General features: G+C 44.8%; 14 protein-coding genes. All 14 read left to right on the top strand.

Annotated elements, in window-relative coordinates; all coding sequences use genetic code 11:
* Positions 1-14 precede the first annotated feature (14 nt).
* The 14 genes from ileS to ACUJFL_RS14815 all read left to right on the top strand — a co-directional run bounded on the left by ileS (position 15) and on the right by ACUJFL_RS14815 (position 14,093).
* Positions 15-2,843, top strand: a complete 2,829-nt coding sequence (gene ileS / locus ACUJFL_RS14880; RefSeq protein ID WP_445427899.1) for an isoleucine--tRNA ligase — start codon at positions 15-17, stop codon at positions 2,841-2,843.
* Complete coding sequence (gene lspA, locus ACUJFL_RS14875) at positions 2,843-3,334, top strand: signal peptidase II (protein ID WP_226751143.1); 492 nt, start codon at positions 2,843-2,845, stop codon at positions 3,332-3,334. The genes ileS and lspA overlap by 1 nt, the downstream gene beginning before the upstream one ends.
* Positions 3,331-3,762: an FKBP-type peptidyl-prolyl cis-trans isomerase gene (gene fkpB / locus ACUJFL_RS14870; protein ID WP_226751144.1), complete on the top strand. Its 432-nt coding sequence runs from the start codon at positions 3,331-3,333 to the stop codon at positions 3,760-3,762. The genes lspA and fkpB overlap by 4 nt, the downstream gene beginning before the upstream one ends.
* A gap of 1 nt (position 3,763) precedes the next feature.
* Positions 3,764-4,693, top strand: a complete 930-nt coding sequence (gene ispH / locus ACUJFL_RS14865) for a 4-hydroxy-3-methylbut-2-enyl diphosphate reductase (RefSeq protein ID WP_306177652.1) — start codon at positions 3,764-3,766, stop codon at positions 4,691-4,693.
* Between the two features lie 14 nt (positions 4,694-4,707).
* Positions 4,708-5,733 carry a sensor histidine kinase gene (locus ACUJFL_RS14860; RefSeq protein ID WP_445427898.1) on the top strand — a complete coding sequence of 342 codons (1,026 nt, stop codon included), beginning with the start codon at positions 4,708-4,710 and terminating at the stop codon, positions 5,731-5,733.
* Positions 5,730-6,440: a LytR/AlgR family response regulator transcription factor gene (locus ACUJFL_RS14855; protein WP_226751147.1), complete on the top strand. Its 711-nt coding sequence runs from the start codon at positions 5,730-5,732 to the stop codon at positions 6,438-6,440. The genes ACUJFL_RS14860 and ACUJFL_RS14855 overlap by 4 nt, the downstream gene beginning before the upstream one ends.
* Positions 6,441-6,547: 107 nt before the next feature.
* Positions 6,548-7,108: a GspH/FimT family pseudopilin gene (locus tag ACUJFL_RS14850; protein WP_226751148.1), complete on the top strand. Its 561-nt coding sequence runs from the start codon at positions 6,548-6,550 to the stop codon at positions 7,106-7,108.
* Positions 7,109-7,118: 10 nt separating this feature from the next.
* Positions 7,119-7,526: a type IV pilus modification protein PilV gene (gene pilV / locus ACUJFL_RS14845; protein ID WP_226751149.1), complete on the top strand. Its 408-nt coding sequence runs from the start codon at positions 7,119-7,121 to the stop codon at positions 7,524-7,526.
* The gene (locus tag ACUJFL_RS14840; protein WP_445427897.1) at positions 7,523-8,431 is read left to right on the top strand and encodes a PilW family protein; all 909 of its coding nucleotides are present in this window, start codon (positions 7,523-7,525) and stop codon (positions 8,429-8,431) included. Before pilV (ACUJFL_RS14845) ends, ACUJFL_RS14840 begins: the two co-directional genes overlap by 4 nt.
* Positions 8,432-8,439: 8 nt before the next feature.
* Positions 8,440-8,952: a pilus assembly PilX family protein gene (locus ACUJFL_RS14835; protein WP_226751151.1), complete on the top strand. Its 513-nt coding sequence runs from the start codon at positions 8,440-8,442 to the stop codon at positions 8,950-8,952.
* Between the two features lie 19 nt (positions 8,953-8,971).
* The gene (locus ACUJFL_RS14830; protein WP_445427896.1) at positions 8,972-12,154 is read left to right on the top strand and encodes a pilus assembly protein; all 3,183 of its coding nucleotides are present in this window, start codon (positions 8,972-8,974) and stop codon (positions 12,152-12,154) included.
* Positions 12,154-12,564: a type IV pilin protein gene (locus tag ACUJFL_RS14825; RefSeq protein WP_304504383.1), complete on the top strand. Its 411-nt coding sequence runs from the start codon at positions 12,154-12,156 to the stop codon at positions 12,562-12,564. The genes ACUJFL_RS14830 and ACUJFL_RS14825 overlap by 1 nt, the downstream gene beginning before the upstream one ends.
* Before the next feature lie 80 nt (positions 12,565-12,644).
* Positions 12,645-13,127: a type IV pilus modification protein PilV gene (gene pilV / locus ACUJFL_RS14820; protein WP_226751153.1), complete on the top strand. Its 483-nt coding sequence runs from the start codon at positions 12,645-12,647 to the stop codon at positions 13,125-13,127.
* 6 nt (positions 13,128-13,133) lie between these two features.
* Entirely contained in the window at positions 13,134-14,093 is a 960-nt protein-coding gene (locus ACUJFL_RS14815; RefSeq protein WP_445427895.1) for a PilW family protein, read from the top strand.
* Positions 14,094-14,125: the final 32 nt, after the last annotated feature.

Raw genomic sequence — 14,125 nt, 5'->3', positions numbered from 1 at the left:
CGGAATTTAAACGGATGAGCGATTACAAGCATACCCTGAATTTACCAGAAACGGCTTTTGCTATGCGCGGCAATCTGGCACAGCGTGAGCCACAAATGTTGGCAAAATGGACCGAAGCCGATTTATATGGTCAGATCCGTGAAGCCAAAAAGGGTAAAAAAACCTTCATTCTGCACGATGGCCCCCCTTATGCGAACGGTAATATTCACATCGGCCATGCTGTTAATAAGATCCTTAAAGACATTATTGTTAAAGCAAAAACGTTATCTGACTTCGATGCACCCTATGTACCGGGTTGGGATTGTCATGGTTTACCGATTGAATTGGTGGTGGAGAAAAAGTTCGGCAAGCCCGGACAAAAATTAACGCCTGCCGAATTTCGAGAGAAGTGTCGTGAATATGCGTTAACGCAAATTGATGCGCAGCGCACTGACTTTATCCGCTTGGGCGTATTGGGCGATTGGTATAAGCCATATCGCACAATGGATTTTCAAACCGAAGCTAATATTATCCGCAGCTTAGGTAAAATTATTGAAAACGGCCATTTGTTACAAGGGTTCAAACCCGTGCATTGGTGTACCGACTGTGGTTCGGCCTTAGCCGAAGCGGAAGTGGAATACCAAGACAAGATTTCACCGGCTATTGATGTGCGCTTTCAAGTCGTGGATGAATCGGTCGTCGATCGCTTTGATCATCCAGAAGCGCATCGGGGGCATGGCCCGTTGGCTGTGGTGATCTGGACCACCACACCTTGGACAATTCCAGCAAACCGCGCCGTGGCGCTTAATGCCGAGCTGAGCTATTCACTGGTGCAGGTTGAGCAAGGACCACAAGGTGCTGAGCGCTTGATTATTGCCACTGATCTGGTAAAAGAGGTAATGGCGCGCGCTAATATTGAACATTATCACGCCTTGGGGTTCTGCCAAGGCAAGCAGCTAGACTTAGTCAAGCTGCAGCATCCGTTATACGATTTCCAAGTGCCGGTGGTACTGGGTGAACATGTTACGACTGAATCGGGTACAGGATGTGTGCACACGGCACCAGGGCACGGACAAGAAGACTTTGTTGTTGGTCAAAAATACCATTTAGAAGTGGCGAACCCCGTCGGTGCCAATGGCGTTTATCTGCCGGATACACCGATGTTTGCTGGCCAGCACGTTTTTAAAGCCAATGACACTATTGTTGAAGCATTAAAGGCGGCTGGCGCATTGTTATTGCACAAAGCGTATAAGCACAGTTATCCCCATTGCTGGCGTCATAAAACACCCATTATCTTTCGCGCTACGCCCCAATGGTTTATCAGCATGGAGCAGCAAGGCTTGCGACAAATGTCGTTAGAGCAAATTGCTAAAACTCGCTGGATCCCTGATTGGGGTCAACAACGTATTGAAAACATGGTAGCAGGCCGGCCCGATTGGTGTATTTCACGGCAGCGTACCTGGGGTGTACCTATTGCATTGTTTGTAGATAAAGATACCGGCGCCTTACATCCAAAAACTGCAAGTTTAATTGAACTGGTGGCGAAACAAGTTGAGTTGGGCGGCATTCAAGCTTGGTTTGATCTTGATGCAGCACAATTGCTTGGCGAAGACAGTGAGCGTTATACCAAAGTAACCGACACGCTCGATGTTTGGTTTGACTCGGGCATTACCCATGCTGCGGTGGTGGATGCGCGACCAGAGTTTCACCAGCCTGAGCAGATTGATTTGTATTTAGAAGGCTCAGATCAGCATCGTGGTTGGTTTATGTCATCCCTGATGACGGGCGTAAGCATGAAACAGCGCGCACCGTATAAACAAGTATTAACTCATGGTTTTACCGTTGATGGTGAAGGCCGCAAGATGTCAAAGTCTTTGGGTAATGTGGTATCACCGCAAGATGTCATGAACAAATTGGGTGCCGACATTTTACGTTTGTGGGTAGCAACAACGGATTACACCTCAGAGATGACGGTGTCGGATGAAATCCTTAATCGTGCGGCCGATAAATATCGCCGCATTCGTAATACTGCGCGTTTCTTGTTAGCAAACCTAAACGGTTTTAACCCAGAAACCGATGCTTTACCATTTAACCAATTGGTCGAGTTAGATTTGTGGGTGGTTAATCGTGCTGCACAGTTACAGCAAGAAATCATCGATGCCTACGACAATTATCAGTTCCATCAGGTCAGTCAAAAGCTGATGAACTTCTGTACTGTTGAACTGGGTAGTTTCTATCTGGACGTGATTAAAGATCGTCAGTACACCGCGCACAAAGACAGCCAAGCACGTCGTAGCTGCCAAACGGCGCTGTATCATATTGTACAAGCCATGGTGCGCTGGATGGCGCCGATTATGAGCTTTACAGCCCAAGAGATTTGGGAAGCCTTACCAGGTCAGCAGCAGGCGTTTGTGTTTACGGATGTCTGGTATAGTGGTTTTACCGAGTTACCGGCTGGGCGTTTCAGTAATGCGTATTGGCAACAACTGCTGCAAGTGCGGGACGAGGTGAACAAAGTGTTAGAAGCAGCACGTCGGGAAGAGCGGATTGGTGCCTCTTTGCAAGCTGAAGTGACCTTGTTTGCCGAGCCCAGTTTAGCAGCAGCCTTACAGCAGTTAGGTAACGAATTACGCTTTGTACTGATCACTTCTACGGCAACCGTTAGTGCACAAGCGCCGAACGCGGACGCGATTGCTACGGCAATTCCGGGGCTAAGTGTATTGGTCACAGCGTCAAGTGCGGCGAAGTGTGAACGTTGTTGGCATCACCGGCATGATGTGGGTATTGATCCGGCGCAGCAGGGGATCTGTGGTCGCTGTGTTGATAACGTCAGTGGCCAAGGTGAAACACGGGAATTTGCGTAATGCGTTTATTTCAAGAAACTGCATGGCGTTGGTGGTGGTTAATTGCGTTGCTGCTCCTATTGGATCAGTTGACTAAGCAGTTAGTGCACCAACAAATGGCCCTATTTGATTCAATTGAATTGTTGCCTTTTTTTAACCTAACCTATGTACGAAATTATGGTGCAGCATTCTCATTTTTAAGTGATGCGGGTGGATGGCAGCGCTGGTTCTTCACCGGTATTGCGATCGGGATCAGTGTGGTCATTGCCGTTTGGATGAGCCGCTTAAAACGCCACGAAATCAAACTCAGTTTGGCATTAAGTTTGGTGTTGGCTGGCGCCATAGGTAATTTAATTGATCGTAGCATATATGGTTATGTGATTGATTTCTTTCATTTGTATTATCAGGATTGGCATTACCCCGCCTTTAATATTGCCGACTCAGTGATCTGTATTGGCGCTGCACTGTTAATTTGGGATAGTTTTAGCAGTGATTCTGGAGCAAAAAAATGAGTATGATTACCCCAAGCAGCACCGTGGTGTTTCATTTTGATATCAAATTGACTGACGGCTCTGCCGCTGAAAGCACCCGAGTGCACAATAAACCAGCTAAAACCCAACTGGGTGATGGCAGTTTATCTCCGGCGTTTGAAGCACAATTATTAGGCTTACAGGCTGGTGATAAAAAAACCTTTACCCTAGCGCCAGAAGACGCTTATGGTACGCCAAACCCTGATAATATTTATTATGTTGACCGCAGTAAGTTTTCTGCAGACGCCCCAGCCAAGGTTGGTTCTATTATTGGTTTCGCCATGCCAGATGGCTCTGAGTTACCGGGGCTCGTACGTGAAGTGGTGGGCGACTCGGTGACGATTGATTTTAATCATCCACTGGCTGGCCAAACCCTAACTTTTAATATCGAAATTGTACAAGTGAGCTGAAATGGACATTTTGTTAGCTAATCCTCGTGGTTTTTGTGCCGGTGTTGATCGGGCGATCAGTATTGTAGAGCGTGCGTTAGAGTTGTACGAGCATCCGATCTATGTACGACACGAAGTGGTGCATAACAAATTTGTAGTTGATGGCTTACGCCGCAGCGGCGCCGTGTTTGTCGATGAATTAGATGAAGTACCCGATGGCCATATCGTTATTTTTAGTGCGCACGGTGTTTCGCAAGCAGTACGCGAACGAGCTAAACAGCGTGGCTTAAAAGTATTCGACGCGACTTGCCCATTGGTCACTAAAGTGCATATGGAAGTCACCCGTGCCAGTCGTAAAGGCATCGAGTGTATTCTTATTGGGCATGCTGGCCATCCTGAAGTTGAAGGTACCATGGGCCAGTATGACAATGCCGATGGTGGCATTTACTTGGTAGAATCGGTAGAAGATGTCCATACCCTACAAGTTAAAAATCCCGCCTTGCTTTGCTACAGCAGCCAAACCACCTTGTCGGTAGACGATACTGCGGATGTGATTGATGCGCTAAGAACACGCTTCCCAGACATTGAAGGGCCACGCAAAGATGACATTTGCTATGCCACGCAAAATCGTCAAGATGCCGTGCGCGAGTTGGCATCAAAAGCGCAGTTAATGTTAGTGGTGGGAGCAAAGAACAGCAGTAATTCAAACCGCTTACGCGAGTTAGCTGAAAAATTGGGTTGTACTGCCTATTTAATTGATACCGCCAACGACATTCAACAAAGCTGGTTAGACGGTGTCACTAAAGTGGCGGTAACGGCCGGCGCGTCTGCACCAGAAGTACTGGTGCGAGATGTAATAGCCCAATTAAAAATGTGGGGCGGCAACACCGTTACGGAAACGCAAGGTCGCGAAGAAGGGGTGGTGTTTGCTATTCCGGCTGAGCTTCGTTAAATAGGAAATACCTCATGAAAAAGCTGCAGGATGTGCCTCGTCTCGAACTGCAGCTGCCAGATCTCACTCAGGCAAGTCATTTGCTTCGTGTGGTGGTGTTCTCGCAAGCTCTTGCGTTAATACTGGCATTAGCGCCTTATTCCTCTGAGCCGTTTTGGAGCAGCCTCGGTACTACCAGTCTTTTTATTCACTGGATCAGCTTAGGTAGCTGCTTAGTGTTTAGTCGTTTACAACCTCGTTTGCGCTTTATGTCACTGATGCCATTTGCCTTGGCGGTACAGCTAATATTACTCAGTGTGACCTTTGTATGCTCTTATCTCAGTTTTTGGTTCTTACAGGAAGACAACAATGTATCTTTCTGGACTGAAGCTGCTAACAACTTGATTATTGCCTTTATTGTAGGTTTAGTGCTTATTCAGTTTTTGATTATGTATGATGAATTAGCCCGCAGTATCACGTCACAACAAAAAGCTAAGCTGAGTGCTTTACAAGCCCGTATTCGACCGCACTTTCTATTTAACTCACTTAACACGGTGGCAGAATTAATCCATACAGACCAAGACGCTGCGGAACAAGCCTTGTTGAATTTAGCAGACTTATTTCGGGCGGCAATGGCCAGTGCTGAAAATATAAGCTTGCAAGATGAACTGGCACTATGCAAACAGTATCTAGCCTTAGAACAGTGGCGATTAGGCTCGCGTTTGGTAGTAAATTGGCAACTGCCCGAAACGATCCCCACGCTAAACTTACCGGCGTTAACTATTCAACCACTACTAGAAAATGCGGTGCAATATGGTTTTGAAACACGAACGGTAGCGGGGGTACTAGATATCAAAGTGTATCTAGGTAAAAAACAGCTAAGTATCGTGATTGAAAACCCTGTCGCAACGAGTCATAAAAAGCAAAATAAAAACGGTATAGCCATTGCTAATATTCAGCAACGGCTAAAAATATTATTTGGCCAATCCGCTCAGCTGACAACTTATGAGTTGGCTGATATGTATCGAGTGAAACTTGTGTTACCGCTGGAGGGGGAATGAAAGTATTAATTGTTGACGATGAACCCTTGGCAAGAAGCCGCTTACAACGTTTATTAAAACCGATAAATCAAGTTAGCTGTGTTGGCGCGGCTGAGCATGCAGCTCAAGCTTGGGAAATGATTGGTACATTACAGCCAGATGTCGTGTTATTAGATATTGATATGCCAGGAGAAGATGGATTAAGCCTAGCTGCAAGGATCGCTGAATTAGCGTTGCCCCCCGCTTTAGTATTTGTAACTGCTCATCCTGAACATGCATTAAAGGCCTATCAAGTGTCTGCTGCCGATTATCTTTTAAAGCCAGTAGTTCCTGAGCGATTGCAGCAAACCTTAACTAAAGTGGGTGCATTAACTCGAGCTCATATTGAGCGGCAACACGGTACTGAAACCAAACTGGCTTATCAATGTGGAAATGTGACAAAAACAGTGCCTCTGGCACAAGTTTATTACTTTGTCGCCGATAGTAAATACGTTAAGGCCATCTTTGAGCATGGCGAAGCTTATTTAGACTTGTCTTTGGCTGAATTAGAGCAACGTTATACACAATTGTTAAGGATCCACCGCAGTTATCTTATTAATCCACAGTATTTTTCTGCTCTAAAACAACATGCCGGACAATATGTTATTCAATTATCATCCTGCGCCGAATCCCTCCCCGTTAGTCGTCGCGCGTTAACGCAAGTTAAACACGCACTGCAACTAGACTAACACTGACCGTTTATCGGCTAATCCTACCGTTAGTCCTTACACCACTTGGTTTATCAAGTTAATCCTTTATAGTAATAAAATGATAGAACTATTGGAGCAAGTCATTAATGCGACGTAACGCAGGCTTTACCTTGATTGAACTGATGATTACTGTGGTCGTGCTCGGGATTGTTGCGACTATCGCGGTGCCTTCTTTTATTTCTCTTGTGCAGTCTAATCAGTTAACTGGTCAAATCAATCAGTTAGTAGGTGCTTTAAGTGCTGCTCGTACTGAAGCGATTAAAATGAATCAAAATGTGGTGTTCTGCCACAGTAGTGATGGCGCAACGTGTTCTGATATTGATGATGGCGCATGGCAAGGTTGGTTGATAGGCCTAGCGCCAACTGATCAAAGCGCCGGGATTGTTGCTGGCAGTATGATGGCTACGGGTTTCTTACAAACGGGGCAATTGATATTACGCGCGAACAACAATATTGCTGATGCTGACTCGCAAGTACGTTTTTCACCCCAAGGTCTGGTGCGAACGACCAATGGTAGACCACTTAATGGTGTGCTTCGCGTTTGTATCAATAACAGCAACGATAACAATACTCGAGATTTGATCATTCGGTCGGGTGGTCATATTGCGGTTGATACTTTGACCCTTACCAGTTGTACAGCGCCATAAGGAGTTACTAATGCCTGCTTTAAAGATGATGAAAAAACAAAAAGGTATTACTTTGCTAGAAGTATTAATTTCAGTCGTAGTGCTGTCGATTGGCTTGCTTGGAATTGCTGGTTTACAAACCGTCAGTCTGAAAAGTACCAACATGGCACACGAGCGCGCAATGGCTGTTATCTTAACTGAAACCTTATTTGAAGTTATGCGTGCCAATGCTGCCGCTGCCAGAGCCGGTGACTTTGCTATGGATTGCAGTTCTCCAGTGGCGGGTACTGAACAATGGTTTGATGATGTTCGGGCGGCGACCTCTCCAGAAACCTGTGCCGTAGTTGCATGGAATAACGGCGTTTATACCGTGACAATTGATTGGAGTAATCAGCGACTTGATGTTGACTCTAGAATTGTAATGGAAACACGCCCATGAAATGGCAAAAAGGTGTGACCCTAACTGAACTACTGATTGCATTAGTATTAGGTATTTTATTACTCGGCGGTGTATTAGGTGTTTTTCTGTCTAATCAAACCACGTCTAGAACCACTGAAGACTTATCTAACTTACAAGATCGTATTCGCTTAGCATTTCAAGTGATGTCTTACGATTTACGCAGCGCAGGGTTTTTAGGTTGTAACAATTCAGAGCGAGTGATTTCCGTGGTACAAGTTGCGGGTGCTTTACCTGTATGGCTAAATTGGCAGGGGGGGCTTGTTGGCACCGCAGCTGATGCTGCTAATAATGAGTCTATGCGCATTATGTACGCGGCTGGGCAAAGTGCCAGCATAAACACGCATGTTCCACCGCGAATGAACCTTAACCAGGACACTAATTTGTCTGTTGGTGATTTAGGTGTCATTTGTGATGATACTTTAACATCGATCTTTCAGGTTTCAGCTGTTGGTAATAACTGGGCTGAGCATGCCGCGGCAGGTTTGAATTGTTCTGCTGATCTGGGTTTTGCCAATCCGTTTATTTGTGCCTCTGCTCGTCCAAGAGTTTATCCTGCCGATGCCATGCTAATGCGTTTTGAAACGGTGCGTTGGTTCGTTGCTGCCAGTGAAGTGGATAATACGTTAAATTCATTATTTCGGGAAATAGTGGTGAATGGCGCTGTGGTGCAAGAAGAAGTGTTATTTGGCGTTGAAAGGCTAAGTTTTGCCTATCAAATGCGTAACGCGGCTTTTGGTCCGGTGCCATTTTCCGCTGCTTTAGATATGACGCAGGTCACAGGTGTCAATGTCACCATTTTGCTAGATGCAGCAGCTTATTCAAATATTACGATGGCCGATGATACGCGAACTATCGAGTTTTTTACGACGGTTAGAAATCGTTAGAGGTGTTTATGTTACCAAGAATAAAGCAACAGCAAGGTATTGCCTTAGTCGTCACGCTATTACTGCTGGTGGCCATTACAGTACTCACGCTGTCTAGTATGCAGCGTTCTACCTTGCAAGAGCGAATGACAGCAAACTTGTATGAGCATCAATTATTTGTTCAACAAACCGAATCAGCGCTGCGCGTGGCAGAAAATGTGTTGGCTGGCCTGTTACCTAATCCTGCTACTGCAGTGGGTACACCTGGATTTTACGGTATTCCAACAGCAGGCCAAGCTGATCGTTGGGAGGACCCTGCTACGGTATGGCAAGCTGCTCCTGCGGTGAATGAAATGCTCGATTTACAAGCGCGTTACATTATTGAATATGTTGGTGACTGGCCAACACCTGCGGCACCCGATTGCGACAGTGCAACAACCATTGAAGCAGATTGTTTATCGCCAACCTTTAGAATTACCGCTCGTACTCAGCCTGCAGACAATCGTCCAGGTGTGATTATGCAAACCATCTGGCGTTTATAAGGCTAGTGAGGAAAAAATTATGCAAGCTTTAATGAAAAAATCCGTTTGGTTTATGTGTGGGTTGAACTTTGGTGTTGCCATGTCGGTTTCCGCTGCGACATTATCTATTCCAAACGTCCCTCTGCAAACGGGCAGTGATGTTCCGGCAAATATCATGTTTTTGTTGGATGATTCGGGGTCTATGGCTTGGGAATATATGCCGAATGCCATTGCCAATAATTACAGTGCACCAACTTCAAAAGTCTGTACAGAATATAGAGGCAATGGAAACTGCAAAACGGAGAAAACAATCAGAACGGGAGCTAATGTGCAAAACTATTGGTATTACTCTTCTGAAGTCAACAAAACCTACTATGACCCAAATGTTGTTTATCAAATACCTCCGAATGAAGGCGGCACCTTAACTAATGTTCCAACTTATACTAAAGCTTGGATGGATGGTTTTGACAAAAGTAACTCCAGAGATCTGAGTGATGAATTTGACATGATTACCAATGGCGGGACCTTAAGGTTTACGGAAGGTGGTTTCTATTACAACTATGCGCCTAGTGCCACCGATCTTGTCAGTTGTAATAGTAATCTGAAACAAAATAAATGTTATAGCTATGTTTCAATGAACAGCGCAACTACTGCACAAAAGTCAAACTTTGCGATTTGGTATTCTTATTATCGCAGCCGTAAGTTATTGGCGCGATCTGGGGTTGGTACTGCTTTTTATAACTTACCAGATGATGTGCGAGTAGGTTATGGTGCTTTAAATGATGGTTTAGAGGAAGGCGTTCGTGAGTTTAACCAAGATGGCAGAAAGAACTTTTATGATTGGCTATACGATAGCAAAGCCTCTGGTGGCACACCGCTGCGTAGGACATTAGAATATGCAGGGAATTACTTTTCTACAGATGAGCCATATCGTGCGGACCCAACAAAATCTAGTAGCGCTTTAGTGAGCTGTCGTCAAAACTTCAGTATTTTGACGACGGATGGTTCATGGAATGGTAGCAATCCAGCCAGTAAAATTGGGAACGCTGATGGTGATTCTTATCAAATTACCTTAGCCGACGTTGCAAGTTATTATTACAAAAATGATTTAAGATCCGGCTTAACCAACAATGTACCAAAACGTAAAACAACTTCGCCTAATTGGCAACATATGGTGACTTTTGGTGTAGGTTTAGGGGTTGAAGGTACGTTAGATCCTGAAGTGGCTAAAAATTATGCGCCAAATGATAGCCGTTGGCCAAATCCAAATAATGACGATCGTAAAATTGATGATTTATTACACGCTGCGGTGAATGGCGATGGTGAATTTTTCAGTGCTAAAGATCCGGTAACCTTTAGTAAGCAAATTACTACTGCATTAAAAGCGATTTTAGACCGTATTGCTTCAGCGTCTAATTTAGCAGCCACCACAACGTCATTGTTAGAAGATAACAGTGTGTTTCAAGCTTCATTTAATACTGCAAGTTGGAGTGGTACGTTAATTAGCCGTGATGTGGATGATTTATCCTTACAGTGGTCAGCTAATTTTCCTTCGTGGCAGAGTCGTAACATTCAAACTAGTCGCACTACTTTAGGTATTACAACGTCATTTCCGTTTACATGGGATAATTTATTACCACTTGTGGAGCGTCCTGCATTAGAGTCAGAAATTGTGGTTAATTATTTGCGTGGTGATCGCAGTAATGAAAAACCGTCAGGAACCTTAAGACAGCGCGTGTCTATTTTAGGTGATATTGCACATTCTTCTCCCGTTTATGTCGGCGCACCACAAAATCGTAATTATCAACGTTACGGCTGGGCGGGCTCGTCATCTTATGCGGCTTTTGTTGCAGATAAAAAAGATCGCGCTCCGATGGTATTTGTGGGGGCTAATGATGGCATGTTGCATGGTTTTAATGCTGATACCACCAGCTCAACCAAAGGTATTGAAACTTATGCTTATGTTCCGCAAAAAATGCTGACTGCCGCAGCACAATTAGCGTCTTATTCTAAAGAAACCTACGCACATCGTTTTTATGTTGATGGTTCACCGACTGTCGGTGACGTTTACATTAACGGTCAATGGCGTTCTGTCTTGGTCAGCTCTCTAGGCCGAGGTGGTAATAGTGTTTTCGCTTTAGACGTTACAGATCCGACCAATATTACCTTGTTGTGGGATCTGACTATTCCAGAATTAGGTGTGATGACAGCCAAACCCGTTATCACCCGTTTGAATAATGGTCGCTGGGCAGCAGTAATGCCCTATGGTTACAATAACAGCACCAATAAAAGTGGTTTGTTAGTCATTGATATTCAAAATGGTGGCACGCCGATTAAGCTTGAGTTACCGAATACTGCAGGCGAGCTAGGTCAGCCAGAAGGCTGGGATATGAATCGCAATGGTAATGCCGATTGGTTTTTTGCTGGTGACTTAAACGGTAATGTTTGGAAATTTGACTTATCTTCAATCTCTGCAACAAACTGGGGGGTGGCTTACAATAATACACCACTGTTCACTGCTAAAGATGCGGGTAATAAAGCGCAGCCAATTACCGGCGGTATAACGTTATCGAGCCATCCAACAACTGGCGAATTATGGATTTTCTTTGGTACAGGAAAATATTTAGAAACAGGTGATAGCTTAAATACAGATACACAAAGCTGGTATGGTATTGTTGATGGCACAATTATTAGCAATCGTGGTCAATTAGTACCACGCTATATGACGAATACGACCTACACCAACGGAGCTATTACTGAGCAAACAAGGACAGTGACTGCTGGAAGTTCGAATGATTTGGTCAATAAACGTGGCTGGTATATGGACTTAATCGATGCTAGAGAGCGTGTCACCTCAAAAGCTCGTGTTGTCGGCACTAACTTGATTTTAAATACGATTATTCCCGATTCTGATCTATGTAATCCGCAGGGTGATGGTTGGGTTATGGCAATAGACCCTTTTAGTGGCAGCCGCTTGAAATATCACTTGTTTGATTTATCCAATGATGGCGAATTTAATGATTCAGATGGCATCACGACAACGAATGGGCAACAGAGCGTTATCAATGTAGCGAGTGGTCTTAAATTTGAAGGAATGCCAGGTGAACCTGTTTTTGTTGGTGAGCAGATGCTAGTGGGCGATTCAAGAGTCTCTATTGATTCTCGCTTAGTCAACTTACAATTAAGAAGAGGCCGGATATCCTGGCGTGAGGTAGTAAACTAATGCAAAAAATACGTGGTGTTACCTTGATTGAGCTAATGATTGCCGTTGCTATTATCGGTATCTTGTCGGCTATTGCGTATCCCTCATATACCAACTATGTGTTGCGCTCTAATCGAGCCGCAGCAACGGCTTGTTTAGTAGAGCAAGCGCAGTTGATGGAAAGAACCTACACACAAAATATGAGCTATAATCCAGCGGGCTTTGTCTTACCCAACACGCAATGCCAGCAAGAGCTGGCAACACGCTATGCTTTTGCGCTCTCTACTATAACCGCAAGAACTTTTACGCTTACCGCTACACCAACGAGCATCCAGTCAGGTGATGGCTGTGGCGCATTGACGTTGAATCAGGCTGGGCAAAAAGGTGCGAATGGTGAAGTTAGTGCCGCAGCTGTACAATCGTGTTGGTAGCAATATTTTCACAATATTGACTTGATCTATTAACCGCTGCTGCTATGTTTATTTTCCGAGGATAAAAAACCGAGGTCAATATGAAGCAGCAGCGTGGTGCAACATTGATCGAAGTATTGATCACCTTACTGATTATCAAAATTGGTTTACTTGGCGTGCTAGCTGGGCAACTGCTGGCACTGAAGTGGGTTACTGATGCCACTCAGCGCACTACGGCTATTGCGCTCTCCCAAGAAATTGTACAACAACTGCATAGTTTTAATTCTCCTCACAAAGCCAGCGATTTTCAGCTTGCTGAACAGCCTGCCTCTGAATGCAGTGCCCATCTTCCTTGTCAATATACCGAGGCGCGCCAATATCTTTTGTCACGTTGGCAAGCGAAATGGCAGGGCTCTGCGCATAGTTATGGTTTATTACTCGATCCACAGTTTTGTTTGCAGCAGCACAATGGCCAGCTGCAATTAGCGGTAAGTTGGCAGCAAAATGCAGCATTTGCACAGGGCATAGCGCCTACCTGTAAGGTAGGAAATGGCCGCTCTGGTTTATCTTTAGCCCAAGAGTAACGTCTGATGATTCGGCGGGAAGCTGGTTTCTCTTTAGTGGAATTACTGATTGCAGCCGCGTTAGCCCTGATGTTGTTATTGTTGATGTTAACCACTTTTACTGCGCTAAATCAAAGTTCGACGCAAACACGGCAATTAGCCCAATTGCAGCAAAATGGTCAGTTGGTATTAAATTTACTGCACAATGAATTAAAGAATACGGGGTTTTGGGGTGGGTTACCGCAACAGCAATTAGCCGAAGCCGCAACCTTACCTTTACCGGCCGGCGACTGTGTTGCTGAAGGGGTAGATAGCGGCAGTTTTCCGATGAGTGGTCAGTCTTTTCTCACTTTATATGCTGCCAGGGCAACCGGTGGTCGGCAATTAGGTTGTTTAAATAACCTGATCAGAGATACAGAGTTTTTACAGTTAAAACGTAGTATTGGCTTAATTGTGGCACCTGATGAAATGCGCGCGAATCGGTTTTATTGGCAAGCGGATTGGCAGCAAGGTCGATTTGTTGCGGTTGATGCCGCACAGCTGAATGCTGGGATGTTGTTTCCTTATCAGCATCTAGTATTTTATTTGCAGCAGCAAAACCAAAATGGTCAAACTATCCCTGTGTTAATGCGTAAAAGATTAGTTCGCAATGCAGCGGGGGCAGCCAGTATCAGTACGGATTCTATTATTGATGGTGTTGAGCGGCTGCATTTTGAATTTATGATTGATAGTGATTTGGATGGGCGGCCTAACTTCAGCTTAGCGAGCCACCAAATGACAGTAGAGCATTGGTTGCAACAACAAAGCCGGATTGTGGGTTTGCAATATCATGTGTTGTTAAGGTCTCTGGAACCTGACCATCATTATAACAATACACAGCAATATCAACTTGGTAGCATTCAGTTTGAGGCGCCAGGTGATGCCTATCGTCGCTTGCAGTTAAGTGGCGCTGTCTATTTTGAAAACGCTGTTCTGGCAGAGCAGTAAAACGGTTAGTTACATTATTGTTATTGATACTT

Source organism: Alishewanella sp. HL-SH05 (assembly GCF_052655985.1).
Note: the sequence above shows the minus strand (reverse complement) of the source record. Positions and strands in the feature narration are given on the sequence as shown.

Excerpts from the sequence above, each read along its gene's own strand:
- ileS (WP_445427899.1), top strand. The coding sequence starts at position 15 with ATGAGCGATTACAAGCATACCCTGAATTTACCAGAAACGGCTTTTGCT.
- lspA (WP_226751143.1), top strand. The coding sequence starts at position 2,843 with ATGCGTTTATTTCAAGAAACTGCATGGCGTTGGTGGTGGTTAATTGCG.
- fkpB (WP_226751144.1), top strand. The coding sequence starts at position 3,331 with ATGAGTATGATTACCCCAAGCAGCACCGTGGTGTTTCATTTTGATATC.
- ispH (WP_306177652.1), top strand. The coding sequence starts at position 3,764 with ATGGACATTTTGTTAGCTAATCCTCGTGGTTTTTGTGCCGGTGTTGAT.
- ACUJFL_RS14860 (WP_445427898.1), top strand. The coding sequence starts at position 4,708 with ATGAAAAAGCTGCAGGATGTGCCTCGTCTCGAACTGCAGCTGCCAGAT.
- ACUJFL_RS14855 (WP_226751147.1), top strand. The coding sequence starts at position 5,730 with ATGAAAGTATTAATTGTTGACGATGAACCCTTGGCAAGAAGCCGCTTA.
- ACUJFL_RS14850 (WP_226751148.1), top strand. The coding sequence starts at position 6,548 with ATGCGACGTAACGCAGGCTTTACCTTGATTGAACTGATGATTACTGTG.
- pilV (WP_226751149.1), top strand. The coding sequence starts at position 7,119 with ATGCCTGCTTTAAAGATGATGAAAAAACAAAAAGGTATTACTTTGCTA.
- ACUJFL_RS14840 (WP_445427897.1), top strand. The coding sequence starts at position 7,523 with ATGAAATGGCAAAAAGGTGTGACCCTAACTGAACTACTGATTGCATTA.
- ACUJFL_RS14835 (WP_226751151.1), top strand. The coding sequence starts at position 8,440 with ATGTTACCAAGAATAAAGCAACAGCAAGGTATTGCCTTAGTCGTCACG.
- ACUJFL_RS14830 (WP_445427896.1), top strand. The coding sequence starts at position 8,972 with ATGCAAGCTTTAATGAAAAAATCCGTTTGGTTTATGTGTGGGTTGAAC.
- ACUJFL_RS14825 (WP_304504383.1), top strand. The coding sequence starts at position 12,154 with ATGCAAAAAATACGTGGTGTTACCTTGATTGAGCTAATGATTGCCGTT.
- pilV (WP_226751153.1), top strand. The coding sequence starts at position 12,645 with ATGAAGCAGCAGCGTGGTGCAACATTGATCGAAGTATTGATCACCTTA.
- ACUJFL_RS14815 (WP_445427895.1), top strand. The coding sequence starts at position 13,134 with ATGATTCGGCGGGAAGCTGGTTTCTCTTTAGTGGAATTACTGATTGCA.